The organism is Pseudoalteromonas sp. A601, from assembly GCF_002165575.1.
Lineage (GTDB): Bacteria > Pseudomonadota > Gammaproteobacteria > Enterobacterales > Alteromonadaceae > Pseudoalteromonas.
In genome coordinates, this window is the sequence record NZ_MXQF01000013.1 from 76,585 (window position 1) to 92,802 (window position 16,218).

Annotated in this window: 11 protein-coding genes; 4 read left to right on the plus strand and 7 right to left on the minus strand. The window is 39.0% G+C overall.

Annotated features, from left to right (window positions below):
* Positions 1 to 48: 48 nt before the first annotated feature.
* The 3 genes from B5G52_RS12545 (at position 49) to B5G52_RS12555 (ending at position 4,696) form a co-directional block, all read left to right on the plus strand.
* Positions 49 to 1,524 (plus strand): sulfatase, encoded by a 1,476-nt coding sequence (locus tag B5G52_RS12545; protein ID WP_087532989.1) that lies wholly within the window; start codon positions 49 to 51, stop codon positions 1,522 to 1,524.
* Positions 1,525 to 1,679: 155 nt separating this feature from the next.
* Complete coding sequence (locus B5G52_RS12550) at positions 1,680 to 3,071, plus strand: BNR repeat-containing protein (protein ID WP_087532990.1); 1,392 nt, start codon at positions 1,680 to 1,682, stop codon at positions 3,069 to 3,071.
* 227 nt (positions 3,072 to 3,298) lie between these two features.
* Positions 3,299 to 4,696, plus strand: a complete 1,398-nt coding sequence (locus tag B5G52_RS12555; protein WP_087532991.1) for a BNR-4 repeat-containing protein — start codon at positions 3,299 to 3,301, stop codon at positions 4,694 to 4,696.
* Positions 4,697 to 4,750: 54 nt separating this feature from the next.
* Here B5G52_RS12555 and tkt read toward each other — a convergent pair whose 3' ends face one another.
* The 4 genes from tkt to xylB all read right to left on the minus strand — a co-directional run bounded on the left by tkt (position 4,751) and on the right by xylB (position 10,618).
* Entirely contained in the window at positions 4,751 to 6,769 is a 2,019-nt protein-coding gene (gene tkt / locus B5G52_RS12560) for a transketolase (protein ID WP_087532992.1), read from the minus strand.
* A 63-nt stretch (positions 6,770 to 6,832) separates the two neighbouring features.
* On the minus strand, positions 6,833 to 7,774 hold the full coding sequence (tal, locus tag B5G52_RS12565) for a transaldolase (protein WP_369679930.1): 942 nt from the start codon (positions 7,772 to 7,774) through the stop codon (positions 6,833 to 6,835).
* Between the two features lie 36 nt (positions 7,775 to 7,810).
* Positions 7,811 to 9,130 (minus strand): xylose isomerase, encoded by a 1,320-nt coding sequence (xylA, locus tag B5G52_RS12570; protein ID WP_087532994.1) that lies wholly within the window; start codon positions 9,128 to 9,130, stop codon positions 7,811 to 7,813.
* A 30-nt stretch (positions 9,131 to 9,160) separates the two neighbouring features.
* Positions 9,161 to 10,618 (minus strand): xylulokinase, encoded by a 1,458-nt coding sequence (gene xylB, locus B5G52_RS12575; RefSeq protein WP_087532995.1) that lies wholly within the window; start codon positions 10,616 to 10,618, stop codon positions 9,161 to 9,163.
* A gap of 370 nt (positions 10,619 to 10,988) precedes the next feature.
* On the opposite strand from xylB, the gene B5G52_RS12580 reads away from it, so the two are divergent.
* On the plus strand, positions 10,989 to 12,026 hold the full coding sequence (locus B5G52_RS12580; protein ID WP_087532996.1) for a LacI family DNA-binding transcriptional regulator: 1,038 nt from the start codon (positions 10,989 to 10,991) through the stop codon (positions 12,024 to 12,026).
* A 38-nt stretch (positions 12,027 to 12,064) separates the two neighbouring features.
* Here the strand turns inward: B5G52_RS12580 and B5G52_RS12585 are convergent, their stop codons facing one another.
* From B5G52_RS12585 to B5G52_RS12595, 3 genes are all read right to left on the minus strand, one after another.
* Positions 12,065 to 12,934: a DNA replication terminus site-binding protein gene (locus B5G52_RS12585; RefSeq protein ID WP_087532997.1), complete on the minus strand. Its 870-nt coding sequence runs from the start codon at positions 12,932 to 12,934 to the stop codon at positions 12,065 to 12,067.
* 186 nt (positions 12,935 to 13,120) lie between these two features.
* Entirely contained in the window at positions 13,121 to 14,473 is a 1,353-nt protein-coding gene (locus tag B5G52_RS12590; protein ID WP_087532998.1) for an ATP-binding protein, read from the minus strand.
* A gap of 124 nt (positions 14,474 to 14,597) precedes the next feature.
* Positions 14,598 to 15,611: a tyrosine-type recombinase/integrase gene (locus tag B5G52_RS12595; protein ID WP_087532999.1), complete on the minus strand. Its 1,014-nt coding sequence runs from the start codon at positions 15,609 to 15,611 to the stop codon at positions 14,598 to 14,600.
* Positions 15,612 to 16,218: the final 607 nt, after the last annotated feature.

Below are 16,218 nucleotides of genomic sequence, written 5' to 3' on the forward strand. Positions count from 1 at the left end.
TGACTCACAATGACATTTATAGTCAGAAAATTATAAGCTAGGAAAAATATGAAATTACATACTATATTCATTTCTTTATGCGTTATTTTATTGAGTGCCTGTGGTGGAAAAGCCAATACTTCTGCTGTTGAGTCACCGCAAACATCTACGTTGAAAAAGCCAAACATTTTAATGATTGTAGTTGATGACTTAGGTTGGTCTGACGTAGGTTACAACCAAACTACTGACTTATTTGAAACCCCCAATATTGATGAACTCTCAAAGCAAAGCTTACGTTTTGATCAAGCTTACGCGGGAGCAGCAAATTGTGCACCCAGTCGTGCGGTTTTAATGTCTGGCCAATATGGTCCACGTCATGGTGTTTATACGGTCTCTCCATCGACGAGAGGAAATGAGAAGACGCGTAAATTAATTCCAATTAAGAATAAGCGTGGGCTAAACCTAGAAGTAATTACATTGGCTGAATCGTTAAAAGCAGCGGGTTATGCGACGGGTCACTTTGGAAAATGGCATTTGGGAGCAGATCCGGATAAACAAGGCTTTGACACAAATGTTGCTGGTAGCCACCAAGGGATGACCTTTCATTATTTTAGTCCTTATAAATTACCTAATATTGAAGATGGACCAAAAGGAGAGTACCTAACAGATCGCTTGACTACAGAAGTAATTGATTGGGTAAAATCTAAAAAGAATGAGCCATTTTTTGCGTACTTACCTTATTATACTGTACATACCCCATTTCAAGCGGTCGCTGATATTGTAAAAAAATATCAGGATAAAGGTATTAAAGATATAAAACAGGCAACTTATGCGGCGATGGTAGAGTCGATGGATACTAATGTTGGCCGTATATTGTCGATGCTCGAGGCTGAAAACTTAGCTGATGATACCCTCGTTATTTTCACCTCTGATAATGGTGGTTACCGCATGTCATCATTTCCTTCACCATTAAGAGCAGGTAAGGGCTCTTATTATGATGGTGGATTACGTGTTCCTTTATTGGTTCGTTGGCCTGATGTGATAACTCCCAATATTGAGCAGACACCAGTTATTAATGCCGATTTTTATCCAACACTTTTGAGCTTTGCTAATGCTGAGCAACCAGACCAAGAGTTGGATGGAATGGATCTGAGCTCACTACTACTAGGAAACGAAACAATTACATCTCGTGATTTGTTTTGGCATTTTCCTATTTATCTTCAAGCACATCACGCTTTAACTGACCAAGGACAAGATCCCTTATTTAGAACTCGCCCCGGCAGTGCTATTAGAAGCGGTAATTGGAAACTAATTCAATATTATGAAAATAATGAATTTGAATTGTACGATCTTGCTACTGACCAAGGTGAAACGGTGAATTTAGTTAACAGTGCGCCTGAAAAGTTTAAAGAACTTAAAACAAAGCTACTAAATTGGCAGCAACAAATTGGTGCTGATATACCTACGCAATTAAACCCCAAGTACGATGCTCAGTTGAATGAGCAATTAATTGCTGAGAAGTTATTGCAAATTAAAGAGCAGTAAACCGACAAAATATTAATTTACAGTATGTGGTAACACGCTAAAAATCGATGATGCTTATCTCATTGTGATATAGGATTTTGTTACCACATTTATATCTTGTAGCTTAAATAGATAACGATATTTAACAGATCTATTTAAATTTGAGAGAATTTATTATGCACTTAAGGCGTACTAATCTTAAAGCTAAGTATATATTTCTTTGTAGCTTAGCATTTTTATCTATTCTAGTGAGTTTTGCATCGCAATCGCGTCAACATGAACAAACAGTTACTTCAATAGCGATTGACCGTGTGTGGTCTGGGCATCGCATTAAACCTTATTTGTTAACTAGAGGGCAGCAACAGTTTGTTGCTTACTATGATGCAAATCGGCAAATGACGATTGCACACCGCCACCTAACTGGAAAATGGCGTTATTATAAAGTTGATAGTTGGCTTGGTTGGGATAGCCATAACTATGTCACGATGGAGTTAGATTCTGACGGGCATTTGCATGTAATGGGTAATATGCATGCTGACCCTATTGAATATTTTCGTACTAGCGAGCCTTTGAATGTTCGTTCACTGAAACGTATCGATGTTATGGCTGATGAGGCATTAGAGCAAAGAATGACCTATCCAATATTCTTGTTAAATAAGAATAATGAGCTAATTGCCAAGTATCGGGATGGTGGCAGTGGTAACGGAAATGAAATCTATAATATCTATGACACTAAATCAAAAACTTGGTCGCGTTTGCATGCAAATAAATTTCTAGATGGTGAAGGGAAGATGAGTGGCTATTTTGAAGGGCCAACGCTAGGCCCTGACGGAATGTTTCACCTGATTTGGGTATGGAGAAATACCCCTAATGCAGCGACTAACCATAGCCTATCTTATGCAAAGAGTCCTGATCTCGTTAATTGGCAGGATTCAAATGGGCAAAAGTTAGCGTTACCCATCACTTTAAAAATGACAGAAGTTGTTGATCCTGTCCCTCCGTTTGGAGGCATGATCAATGGGAATGTTAAGTTAGGGTTTGATCAGCAGAAAAAGCCAATAATTGTTTATCATAAATATGATGATAACGGTGATACACAAATCTATATTGCTCGTAAAGGCAGCTCAGATGACTGGGAAAGCAAAAAGATTAGTAGTTGGAAGGGCTTTAGATGGGACTTTGGCGGGCACGGTTCACTAGGCCGTTTTATGGTTAAACCTTATGCACCGCAAGTGATAGATGAACAGACATTAGGTGTTACGGTTAGACGTGAAGATGATGTTATGCGCTTTATAGTAGATGCTAATAGCTTAGAGACAGTTAAAGTTGAAAAAGCAGATATTTTTCCTCCGATGATTGAAAAGCAAACTTTAGCTGCTAATAAGCATCTTGCAAAAGATAAAACTATAAAGCTAGAGCACCATGTTTTTGAAGGACAAGGTGATTCAAGCTCAAATGGCAAAAAATATTACCTCTCATGGCAAAGCCAGCCTGGCAACAGAGATAAAGCTCATAGTGTGATTACTGAACCGAGTGTTTTACTTTTAAATGAAATAGCTCAGCCTTAGCACACCGCCACCTAATAGTTTGTCAAGCCGCTAATAAGTTACTTATTAGCGGCTTTTGAATTATAGGAGGGTACATTACTTTTTATCACAAATAGTAGATTGTAGTATTTCTGACTTATTAAGTTGCATTATCGCTCAAATTAAATCAATATTACTCATATAAACGGGCATTAAAGTGCACCTTAATATAACTAAAACTTTATAATCAACAGGTTATTGGTGATCGAATGAAAAAAGTAAGTGTGTTAGCAGCAGCTGTAACTCTATTCCTATCTGGGTGTAGTAATAATAACTTAAAAAAAGTAGAGCAAAGCGATCACTTTGCTGATGATGCGATTGGAAATCCTTTAGCGATCGTTCAACACCCAGCTGGGATTTACCGAGATGGTATCACCTATGTCTCTTATCAAGGACCACTTGAAGATCCGTATGTTGCTTCTTACAACCATAAAACACAAGAGTGGAAAGGCCCTTATAAAGCAGGGATAAGCGACATGGGTAAAGACCCATCGAGAAAGATAGATAACCACGGTAAACCAACAATGTTAATGGACGACCTAGGTTACATTCATGTTTTCTTCGGTGGTCACGGTGGTATGCCGCACCATGGGAAAAACCCCTTGGGTAATATACATTATGGGCGAAATATACATGTCGTTTCAAAAAATCCGTATGACATTAGTAGTTGGGAAGAGCTAGACACAATACCTGTATTTGGCACGTATAACCAAGCGGTCAAAATGGATAATGGCGATATTTATTTATTTTATAGACATGGAGCACACCGAAGCGATTGGGTTTATCAAAAATCAACAGATCACGGACGTACATTTGAAAAACCTGTTTCATTCTTAAAGCACAAACGACGCGATGACCTTGATGCAGTAGATAGCTGGTATGCTTGGGTTGAAAAAGGTGAAAATGACGAAATCATTGTTGGCTATGATTATCATATTTGTTGGGATGGTAAAGCCGGTATTAACGGCCGAGGTCACACTACAGAGCGGCATAATGCTTATTATATGACGTTTAATACTAAAGATGGCACATGGCGTAATGTTCAAGATGAACAATTAAATCTCCCTATTACACGTGAGGTGGCCGATCAGAAGACTTTGGCCTTCAACACCGGGGAAAAATGGACGTTTAATGGCTCTGTACATTTAGACGCCAAAGGCCATCCACATTTAGCTACTAATGTCGGAAAAGATTTAGGTTATAAAACAGGTGGTCCGAAGCAAACGACGCATATTCGCTGGGATGGATCTAATTGGATTGTGAACGATGCCGTAAATGTAGCAGCGGTTGCGAGTAATCAAGATACACGCGGTGATTTCATGGTTAAATCACCTGATGAAGTTAGCTTTATTCTTGAATTTAAAGATGGAGATGATGGCGTTATTTCATACTGGAACAGCAATGACGCAGGTAAAACCTTCGATAAAGGTGATGAACTAATTCGCCGTAAAGGAGCAAACTGGGCATTAACGTCAATAATCCAAGATGGACACCCTGATGCAAGAATGATTGTTGCTGAAAAGCAGAAGGGAGAAGCTAATCGAAGAGTCTATTTAATTGGTGATAATGGACCAGTTAAACGCTTGAAGTCAGAAGTAGGTAATTAAAAATGCGCCGAGCTTTGGGAAGCTTAGCGCATTAGTTGGATAAAGCTGGGTCGATTATGCGTTGGCGTTTATTAATGCCAACGCTGTATTTACTACATTGTCGGCGGTAAAGCCAAAGTGCTCTAGTAATACATTACCAGGGGCTGACTCACCGAATGTGCTCATACCAATCACTTTGCCTTGTAAGCCAACATATTTTAGCCAGTAATCTTGGTGTGATGTTTCAATTGCGATACGGTTTACCACTGAGGTAGGAAGTATAGCTTGTTGATAATCACTCGATTGCTGATCAAAAATTGTGGTGCTTGGCATCGATACCACACGCACGGCTACACCCTTTGCTGCAAGCTCTTTTGACGCTTGCATTGCTAAATCTACCTCAGAGCCGGTAGCTATTAAAATTAGCTCTGGTGTTGCAGAACAATCAGCTAGAATATAACCGCCTTTTTCTATGTCACTTATTTGCTGAGCGTTACGTTGCTGGTGGTTTAGCCCTTGGCGACTAAAAATAAGCGCTGTAGGTTGCTGCTGATTTTGTATGGCATTTTTCCACGACACAGCGGTTTCTACCGCATCACATGGGCGCCATGTTACTAAGTTTGGCGTCATACGTAGATTAGCAAGTTGCTCAATAGGTTGATGAGTTGGGCCGTCTTCACCTTGGCCTATAGAGTCGTGGGTATATACAAATATATTTTGGATCCCCATCAGTGCCGACATTCTTACAGCGTTACGGGCATATTCCATAAACATTAAAAATGTTGCACCGTAATTAATAAAACCACTGTGCAGTGATATGCCATTCATAATACCGCTCATACCAAACTCACGCACACCATAAAACAGGTAATTACCGCTGGCATCCTCTGCGCTTATTCCTTTTGAGCCTGACCAAAGCGTTAAGTTAGAACCAGCTAAGTCGGCCGAGCCACCCAGTAACTCAGGTAAATGTGGAGCCAACGCTTCAATAGTGTTTTGCGAGGCTTTTCGGCTGGCAATGTTTGCTGCGTCTTTATCACATTGTGCAATATAGTTATTTGCGATGTCTTCAAAGTTGTCAGGCAGGGCACGTTTAATAACGCGACGCTCGAACTCTTTGGCAAGTTCAGGATAATGGCTAGCGTATTCGTCAAACAATTGTTGCCATTGTTGTTGTTTTTCATCACCGCTTTTTTTTGCATCCCAATGGGCGTATATATCATTGCTGATACTAAATGCCTCACTCGGTAGATTTAAAAATTTACGTGCTGCAGCTATTTCATCATTGCCCAGTGGTGAACCGTGGCAATCGTGAGAGCCTGATTTATTTGGCGAGCCAAAACCAATCACGGTTTTACAACACAGCAAGGTGGGCTTATCGGTTACTTGTTTAGCTTGTGCAATGGCGTCAGCTATTTGTATAGGGTCGTGACCGTCAATATCTGTAATTACATGCCAGCCATAAGCATCAAAGCGCTTAGCTGTGTCGTCAGTAAACCAGCCTTCTACGTGACCGTCGATAGAAATACCGTTGTCATCCCAAAAGGCAATCAGTTTTCCAAGGCCTAATGTGCCTGCAAGAGAACATGCTTCATGGGAGATACCTTCCATTAAACAGCCATCACCCATGAAACAGTATGTATAATGATCAACCAGATCAAAACCATCTTGGTTAAATTGGGCTGCGAGGGCTTTTTCGGCAATCGCCATGCCTACAGCATTTGATATACCTGCGCCAAGCGGGCCTGTGGTTGTTTCAACGCCTGGTGTATAACCGTACTCTGGGTGCCCAGGGGTTTTTGAATGCATTTGTCTAAATTGCTTTAGTTCATCAAGTGGTAACTCGTACCCGCTTAAATGCAATAAAGAATAAATGAGCATTGAACCGTGACCGTTGCTGAGTACAAAGCGGTCTCTGTTTGGCCAATTTGGATCGTTTGGATTGTGATTTAAAAAGTCGTTCCACAGTACTTCGGCGATATCGGCCATCCCCATAGGAGCACCTGGGTGACCAGAGTTGGCTTGCTGTACTGCATCCATGCTCAGTGCGCGTATGGCATTTGCAAAGGGGGCACGAGAAGAAAGCTGAGTCATATATTACCTCAAATGTCATTAAAAAAGCCTGCATGTAAAGTGGCAGAGCAGGCTTGAGGGGAGCTAGTCTAGTAAGTCTTCAACTAATTTAGCTAAAATACGCTGATCTTTAGCAAAGTTGCGAATACCCTCACCGAGTTTTTCACAGGCCATGGCATCTTCGTTGTGTTGCCATAAAAATTGCTCGTGAGTCAGCGGAGTTATTTCGCTTTGTGACGCTTTGGAAATCTTTGCACTGTCGAGCTTAGTTTCAAGCGTACCTTCTTCATTTTGCAAGCTATTAAGCAATGCAGGCGAGATTGTCAGTAAATCACAGCCTGCAAGTTCAATAATTTCTTCGATGTTTCTAAAGCTTGCACCCATCACTACGGTTTTATAGTCGTACTTTTTGTAGTACTGATAAATTCCTGTGACTGATTGCACACCTGGGTCTTCGCTTGGGGCGTAATCTTTGTTCTCTCGTGCATTGTACCAATCTAGAATACGACCAACAAACGGGGAAATAAGGGTAACATTAGCTTGTGCACAAGCGATTGCTTGAGGCATCGAAAAAAGCAGTGTTAAGTTACACTTAATACCTTCTTTTTCTAATTGCTCGGCGGCTTTAATACCTTCCCATGTTGAAGCAAGTTTAATAAGTATACGGTCTTTTGAAATACCAGCTTGCTCGTAAAGCGAAATCAGTTTACGACCTTTTGCAATACTCGCTTGTGTATCAAATGATAAACGTGCATCTACTTCACTTGATATACGACCAGGGATCACCTTTAATATTTCGCAGCCAAAATTAACAATAAGTTGATCGCAAATTGCATCAACATCATTGCCAGCTTTATCTATTGCATCATCTATTAAATGTTTATACTGAGGTAATTTTGCTGCTTGTAGTATTAATGATGGGTTCGTTGTGGCATCAACTGGTTGCAGGGCTTTAATTGATTCCACATCACCACTGTCAGCAACGACTGTGGTTACTTTTTTGAGTTGTTCTAACAAGTTCATAATGATGTACGCCCCGGTTTTTAAGCCGAGGCGATGTCCTTATACGTAGCGGTTTACAATATTTTCAAGCAGTTCCTGACGACCAGAAACTTGCTTAGGATCGATGTTGTTCTCGTGTACTAGCGCAGCAAGGCTTTCTAATGACTGTTCGCCTTTCAGAATGCTCTGACCCAAGTCTTCTTTCCAACCTGCGTAGCGTTTTTCAACAAAATCAGCAAGCTCACCGCCTTCAATCATGGCTGCTGCATTAAGTAATGCTTTTGCCATCGTATCCATTCCGCCAATATGGCCAATAAATAGATCATCGCGTTCACATGATTGGCGGCGCAGTTTAGTATCAAAGTTAAAGCCACCAGTCGTTAAACCGCCTGATTTTAAAATCTCGTACATAACGAGCGTACATTCAGCTACATCGTTAGGGAATTGATCTGTATCCCAACCATTTTGCATGTCACCACGGTTAGCATCAATACTACCCATAATGCCTTCAGCACAGGCAACGGCAATTTCGTGGTGGAAGCTATGACCCGCAAGTGTTGCGTGGTTTGCCTCAATGTTTACTTTAATTTCGTCTTGTAAACCGTGTTTGTGTAAGAAACCTGCAACCGTTGCTGTATCGTAATCGTACTGGTGTTTTGTAGGCTCTTGTGGTTTTGGTTCAATTAATAATGTGCCTTTGAAACCAATTTTTTTCTTATGCTCAACTACCATTTTTAAGAAGCGCGCGTACTGCTCGCTTTCTTGCGCAAGATCTGTATTTAGTAGCGTATCGTAACCTTCACGGCCACCCCAAAGTACGTAGTTTTCACCGCCTAAACGATGGGTAATTTCCATAGCATGTTTAACTTGTGCTGCTGCGTATGCATATGTATCTGGATTTGGATTTGTAGCACCGCCAGCACAAAAACGTTTGTTTGAGAATAAGTTAGCCGTACCCCAAAGTAGTTTTACACCAGTGCGCTGCATTTCTTTTTCGATAATGTTTGCAATGTGCGTTACGTTATCATGGCTTTCCTGTAGTGTTGCGCCTTCAGGTGCAATATCAACATCATGAAAACAAAAGTAAGGTACGCCTAGTTTTTCGAAAAATTCAAACGCAACTTTTACTTTTTGTTCTGCAAGTTCAAGTTGGTTGCCGACAGGTTGGATCCAAGGGCGGTCGAACGTACCTTCACCAAAAATATCAAAACCTGTAGAACAAAAATTATGCCAGTAGCAGGCAGCAAAACGTAAATGTTCTTTCATTGTTTTGCCAAGAACAACCTTGTTTTCGTCGTAGTAACGAAATGCAAATGGGTTTTTAGAGTTTTCACCCTCAAATTTAATTTTTTCAACGTTAGAAAAGAATTGCTCGCTCATAATGTGCTCCATTAATTTAAAATTATTCTATTAAAAGTATGTTTTTACACTTTGATAAAGTGCTTTGTATGTTGTGTATTGCTGTGCATAAAAGTCTTGCATAACAGGGTCTGGCTCAATTGTTTGCGTTACTTTGCCATTAACACACACTTGTTGTGCAGGGAGTTGCTCTACTCCTATTCGGGCAAGTCTTGCAGCGCCAAATGCAGGGCCAACTTCTGAACCTTCTCGGTAAATTAGTGGGCGATTAAGTACGCTTGCGATGATTTTTCCCCATAGTGGGCTTTTTGCGCCGCCACCTATAACAGTTACATCGTCAATTTGTGCACCTGCATCAAGCAGTACTTGCTGTCCGTCGGCAAAAGCAAAAGCGACGCCTTCTAAAACTGCGCGGCCAAGGGTTGCTGCATCGGTATCACTGTCTAATCCAAAAAACACACCTTTGGCATCAGGGTTATTATGCGGGGTACGTTCGCCGGTTAAATAAGGTAAAAATATCACTGAACTCGGCTTGCTAAAGTCGCATTTACGAACTTGTTCAAGCAATGCGCCTTCATTTTCAAAGCCGGTTAATTTAGTGACCCAGCTTAAACAGCTTGCAGCGCTTAACACCACTGACATTTGATGCCAAGTATTTGTAATACAATGACAAAACGTATGTACGGCACCTGCTGGGTTAGGTAAGTATTTTTCGTTGGCAACAAAGTAAACGCCTGACGTACCTAATGATAGAAATGCTTGATTTGGTGTTATAACGCCGACACCAGCCGCGCCTGCCGCATTATCGCCACCACCGGCAATTACAGGGACTTGTTCCATGCCCCATTTTGTCGCAACCTCAGCGGTTAACGTGCCAGTGATCTCTGTTCCTTCAAATAGCGTCGGCATGTGTTGTTCAGTTAATCCTGTTGCTACAAGCATTTTTTCTGACCAAGCTCTTTTTTCTACATCAAGCCATAATGTGCCTGCAGAGTCCGACATATCTGAAGCAAAATCGCCGGTCATTAAAAAGCGTAAGTAGTCTTTTGGTAGTAATACTTTAGCGACTTTTGCAAAGTTTTCTGGCTCATGCTCTTTTAACCATACCAACTTAGGCGCTGTAAAACCGGGCATTGCAATATTGCCGGTAATGTTACGAGAGTCCGGCTCTCGTTTTTCAAGTTCTACGCACTGTGCTGCGCTACGTCCGTCGTTCCATAAAACGGCAGGTCGGATAATATTATTGTCTTTATCAAGTAATGTAGCGCCATGCATTTGACCAGAAAGCCCAACCGCTTTGACCGATTGCAGTAATGCAGGGTGAGTATTTTTAAGTTCATCAATTGCGGTGCAGGTGGCAAGCCACCAATCAGTAGGGTTTTGCTCAGAGTAAAGTGGAGCAGGACGAGACACGTTTAATGGGCTGCTTGCTTGAGCAAGTAAACAATCTTGCTCGTCTAAAATAATTACTTTTACACCTGAAGTGCCTAAATCGATACCAAGGAACATAAATTGTTATACTCGAATGCTGTTTAGTGTTAGCGCTAACACTATTGGTTTGGTATTATGAAGTCAAGTTAGTTTTAAGCTATGTAGGATAAATGTCACATTGCGTTGTAATTGAGGTTGCAAAAAAACTGGTGAAAAATTATTTACTCATGTGTAAGTTAGTGTGTGATAGAAATGTATGGGTAAATTTATCTGTTGTTATATCTATTACACCAGTGAAAGTTAGCGATAACATTTGTTGGTGCTGATTTTTATCTAAAATAGAATGATTTAAACACTGCAGGCAATATCAAGCTTTGTAATTATGTATAATGTGAAATTAAGAGGTTAATTATAACAATCGAATGATTGTTAGTAGGTAATATTAAACATGGCCGATCATAAAAGAGCAAGAATACAAGATGTAGCCGAGCAGGCTGGAGTATCAATGATGACAGTTTCGCGTGTGCTCAATCAAGACAAGAAAGTGAGCGATAAAACGCGTGAAAAAGTAATGGCGGTTGTTGAACAATTAAATTACCGGCCAAATGTGTCAGCAAGACGCCTCGCAAGTACTAAATCGTTCTTTTTAGGGCTTTTGTACGATAACCCAAGTGATACATATATTAGCCAATTTCTGTTAGCAGCATTAAAAAAATGCCGAACTTTGGGTTATCATCTTATCGTAGATGAAGCCCATACTGATATAAATAAGACGATTGAATCGGTGAAGCAACTTATTGATGTAACACAAGTTGATGGCATGATTTTACTACCACCTATGTGCGATAACGAAGCTGTTTTAGATGTACTAACTAAAGCTGATGTTCCTTTTGTCCGAATAACTCCAGATACTAAATTAAATCGCTCACCATATATTTGCATGGACGATTACCAAGCGGCCTTTGATGTGACAGAGCATTTAATAAATCAAGGTCATAGTAAAATTGCACATATTATTGGCGACACTAAACAAGGTGTTAGTCGCATGCGTTATCAAGGTTATTTAGATGCACTGCGCTCTAATCAAATAGTGACGCCACCTGAGTATATAGAGCAGGGCAGTTTTACCTATCAATCAGGTATGGAAGCTGCGATGAAGTTACTTTCACTTGATGATAAGCCGACAGCAATTTTTGCAGCAAACGATGATATGGCAGCCGCGGTTATTTCAATTGCTCAAAAGCAAGGTATTAATATTCCAAATGAACTGTCGGTCGTGGGTTTTGATGATACGCAACTTGCAACGGTTGTGTGGCCAAATATTTCTACAGTAAGGCAACCTATTAACGAAATGGCTGAGTTGTCTATTACATTACTGGCATCTGGGCAGTATAACGATTTAAGTAATGTAAAAAGCTTAGACTTACGACATATTTTAGATTTTGAGCTGATAGAAAGAGAATCTAGTTCAATAAAGAGCAATTAAAAATTTGGTAATGATGCTGGCATAACTTGAGCTGAAGTTTATTGTTCGCTGACAACGTATAGACGTTGAATTAGATAGTTATAAAGTTGCATTTTGTTCTTTTGGCTAATGTAACTTTTCAGCGGTGTAATTTTAGCTGGTTCTTCCCCAAAAATAATTACGGGGATATGACCATAAAACATTACAGTGGCTGTATCATCCATAAAAGAGACATTTAATTTTGGAGCAACGGGAAGAGGGCGTTTAATTTTAATAAGAGCCCCTGCCTTAGCATTAATTAGATCAATTTCTTTATTGACCCAGGGAGCCCATTCGGCTTTTGTTTGACCTGTAGGTGGATTTTCTCTACTACCTTTTAAGTATGCTAAAAACTCTTCTTTTTTTATAGTTCGCATACTATTTTTATTACACCAAGTAAAACCGACGCGCTTCACTGGTGCTGAGGATGATTTTATCAGGCGGTAAATTTGTAATGTAATTGCGTTTGGGCAAATATTTTGAATGAGTTCTCGTTTTTGACCAGGGTTTAATTTTGATGTAGTAAGCAGGCTTTTAATACGTTGCTTGTGCCGGTTACAATGAGCAATCAACTCTGTCACTTGCTCTCTATGTATAGGATCTAATTGAATAAAACCAGGTAAGCGAAATGGATATTTCGCTGAGTGATCGTAATCAGGCGTAAACCTTGAGAATGCACCAACTGACATACTTAAAGCAGTAAACCCTGTATAAGTTTGCGGCGCGAGAAACTCCCAGCCACTCGTATTGTTTGCTATATCGCCTGAGGAAGGTGGTAATTTATAGCATTCAGCATGAATTACTGTCGCATCCAATAAGTAGTCGTTTAGTGTATTAACGGCATCCACTAGTAAACGATATTCAAATTCAATTTCACTATATAAAGTCATAAAAGCTATACCATCATACTAATAAAGGTAACTATGGCACACCCTAAACGCCTTGTATATTTTAATTTTGATCCGGTTATCGTCTAACTGGTGATCTTGAATTTAAAATGTTCAAAACAGATGGAGGAGTGTTTCGTATAATATTAATTACTAGTATGATGGTATAGTTTTAGACAAAGAAAAACATTACTGTCTTTCTTTTGTGTATGAAAATTCTAGCAATATTTCATCTAAGTTATCTAAAGCAAAACCTCTAAAGGAAACTTCATAGCCTTTCTTATTTAAGCTCTGTAGTAAACTTTTGGATTTCATTATTAGCTTGGCCTCGCTGTAACGTTTATAACGGCGCTTAACTTCAGCAATTAGTATTTTTTTATTAAAGTCATCTATTGCAACAATATCGATTTCATCTTCACCTTTGCTATCCCAGTAACTACCGATATTATTAAACAGCTTAGACTCTGCAAGAATTGCTTTAAATAGTTCTTCCAGTTGTGATCCTGAATAGGTATCAAAGTCACGATCAATAATGCGTTTTATAAAATCGTAGTTTTCTATCTCTACTGCACTTCTATTACTGTAGATAAACCTAAACCAAAAACTTAAAAATTCATCAGCTATTTCATAGCGAATATCTCTAGAATTATCTTTTGCAGTGATAGGCCTGAGCTTATTAATAATATCAAAATCTTTTTCAAGCTTTTCAAGATTTACGCCAACACCTGTATTGAGGTAGCTTTCTATTCTAGGACGACTATTATATCCATTGGCTATAGCACCTAAAACATCAAAATAGGCTCTGTGCTCTGATCCAAAGTCTTCTACAAGTCGGTGCATACCTTCTTTGATTAATGGAGAGCCATTAGAAATCAGCTTCTCTAAAGGGGCGGAGCCTGAGTTATTCAACCATTCTAAATATTTAGGGATGCCGCCTGATAAACACCACCAAACAAGGAAGTCATTAGGGTTATACTTACCATTATCTTCCATTATTTCTTTAATATAACTAGGTGTTAGAGGATTAATTTTAAAAAAGTGATCGTCACGGTTGAGCAATGGTTGCTTTTCATCTTTAAAGAGCTTAGTCATAAGGTTATATAAAGAGCCGCAGCAGACTAAGTGCATCATGGATTTATTTTTATAGTTATCCCATAAGTTTTGTAAGTCGGAAAAGAGGCTATTATTAACTCTTTCAATATCCTGAAATTCATCTATAACTAGAGTAATAGGCGTCATTGTTGAATAGTCTAATAAAAATTCAAAAACATCTTTTAAAGATTCTGGGTGAAAAAACTTTGTATTGAATGTGCTTTGTATAATTGCGCTAAACTCAGCTACTAACGCACTTTCTGATTTACGACTGATAAATAGATAGATATGTTGATTAGTTACTTCTTTAAATACTTCGTTGAGCAAACGAGTTTTACCTACACGACGACGACCAACGACAACACTTAATCGTCCTTTCGTTTTCTCTGTATTATCAGAGATATTTCTCAGCTCCTTTAGCTGTAACTCGCGGTTATAAAACTTTTGCATCTCATTTACCTAACACTGATTACTGATTAATTACACTATACACTACTGTATTTTTTATTACAGTATCTTTCATTACAGTACACAAGCAATATTCTAGCTAAAGATTACATCCAAAATCATTGTGTTAAGGTATAGTCTTAAACAACTTATCATCTACGGTGTCCATTACATCTTGGTGCTCTACTTGAATATATCGCTCAGTCGTTTTGATACTCGAATGCCCCATGAGCTTGGCTATATGCTTTATATCAGCACCGTTGCTATCTAATAAAGTCGCATATGAACGCCGCAAACTATGTGGCGCTATATCCTTGTCGATCAAGCCATATTTTCTACACAACATATACATAGCTTCTGTAGACAAACCACTTATCCGGCTTTCGTTGCTTACTAACCACGCAGGCAGAGAGCCTGATTTATAAATCCGAACGAACAACGGACCTGGTGTAGTTCCTCGTACATCGAGCCATTCTTGTAAAGCTGCTAAAGTGACATTATGTAATTTTACCTCACGCTGTTTACGTCCTTTGCCGTCAAAAATAATCGTGTGAGATTGAAGATTGATATTTTCTAGCTTTAGGTTTACAAGTTCAAACCGCCTTAAGCCACAGCCAATAAATAGATGAAAAATAGCTTTATCGCGCACGGCCATTAACGAGTTGCTACTTGTTATATTAATGGTATGAAGCAACTCTTTGAATTCAAATTCATTTAACACATTGTGTTTTTTCTGCCTTCCAGCCTGCGGCTTTTGTACTGATTTAATGCGCTCCCAATGTTTAGTATCAATAAGGTCTAATAGGTATGCTTCAAAAAGCACACGCTTAATTACTGAAATATATAAACTAATTGTGTCGGGGGCTTTAGCTTTATCAATTAATATCTTAATTAATTGGTTTAATGTATTTCTATCAAAGTTTTGCCAAATAATGCTGTAATAACCGGGTTGACCTAGGTGTTTCGCTATTGATTGTAATACTCGTATGACAGTCTGTTGTGAATTAGCTGATTTAAGTGACATTAAATAAGCATAAATAGGGCAATTATCATCACGCACAACTGGCGCAGTTTTTTCCGCCCGTATGCTAAGACCTAGGTCCTTGCTACCATTTGTAAAGTGTTTCAGTCGTGCATTCATATTGCTATTGCAACACCATCCCGAAAATTAATTATCACTAGCAATATACTCATCAATGTCATTCGTATTTCTACCAGATTTTATCACTTGGGCTTAATTAGAAATTATAGTGTAATTTAAAATTCTAAGTATTACTACCGTAAAGGTTTATTTATGGTATAAAATATTATGTTAAAAAGACTTGTAACTTAATTATCATGCCTCGTTGTTGGTTTAATGAAAATTTTCTTAGATAGCTATAAATAGAGTATAGATAGAGATTCTGCTGTAAAACTCTAATAAAACTATGGAATGACATACTCCTGATTTCAGGCTTAGTAGTGTGTATGACGATAAGCTAGAGGAAGGCTAACCAACCAAAGTCCGATACTGGAAACAATGATCTTAAGCGGATGTTTTATAACAAATAACCATGAATCGCATTATAAAGAAGCAGAGATTAAAATTCATCCTGTTTAACATAATCTAACTTATGGGAATTTAAATTAAATCAGTAAAACTTTGCTTTAAACCAGATCAAAATTTTACTCACTCACACCGCTTACTGAGTATGAAAAAGCAAAAAGGCTACATTCAGTCCTCTTAGGCGTTGATATTCCGACATATA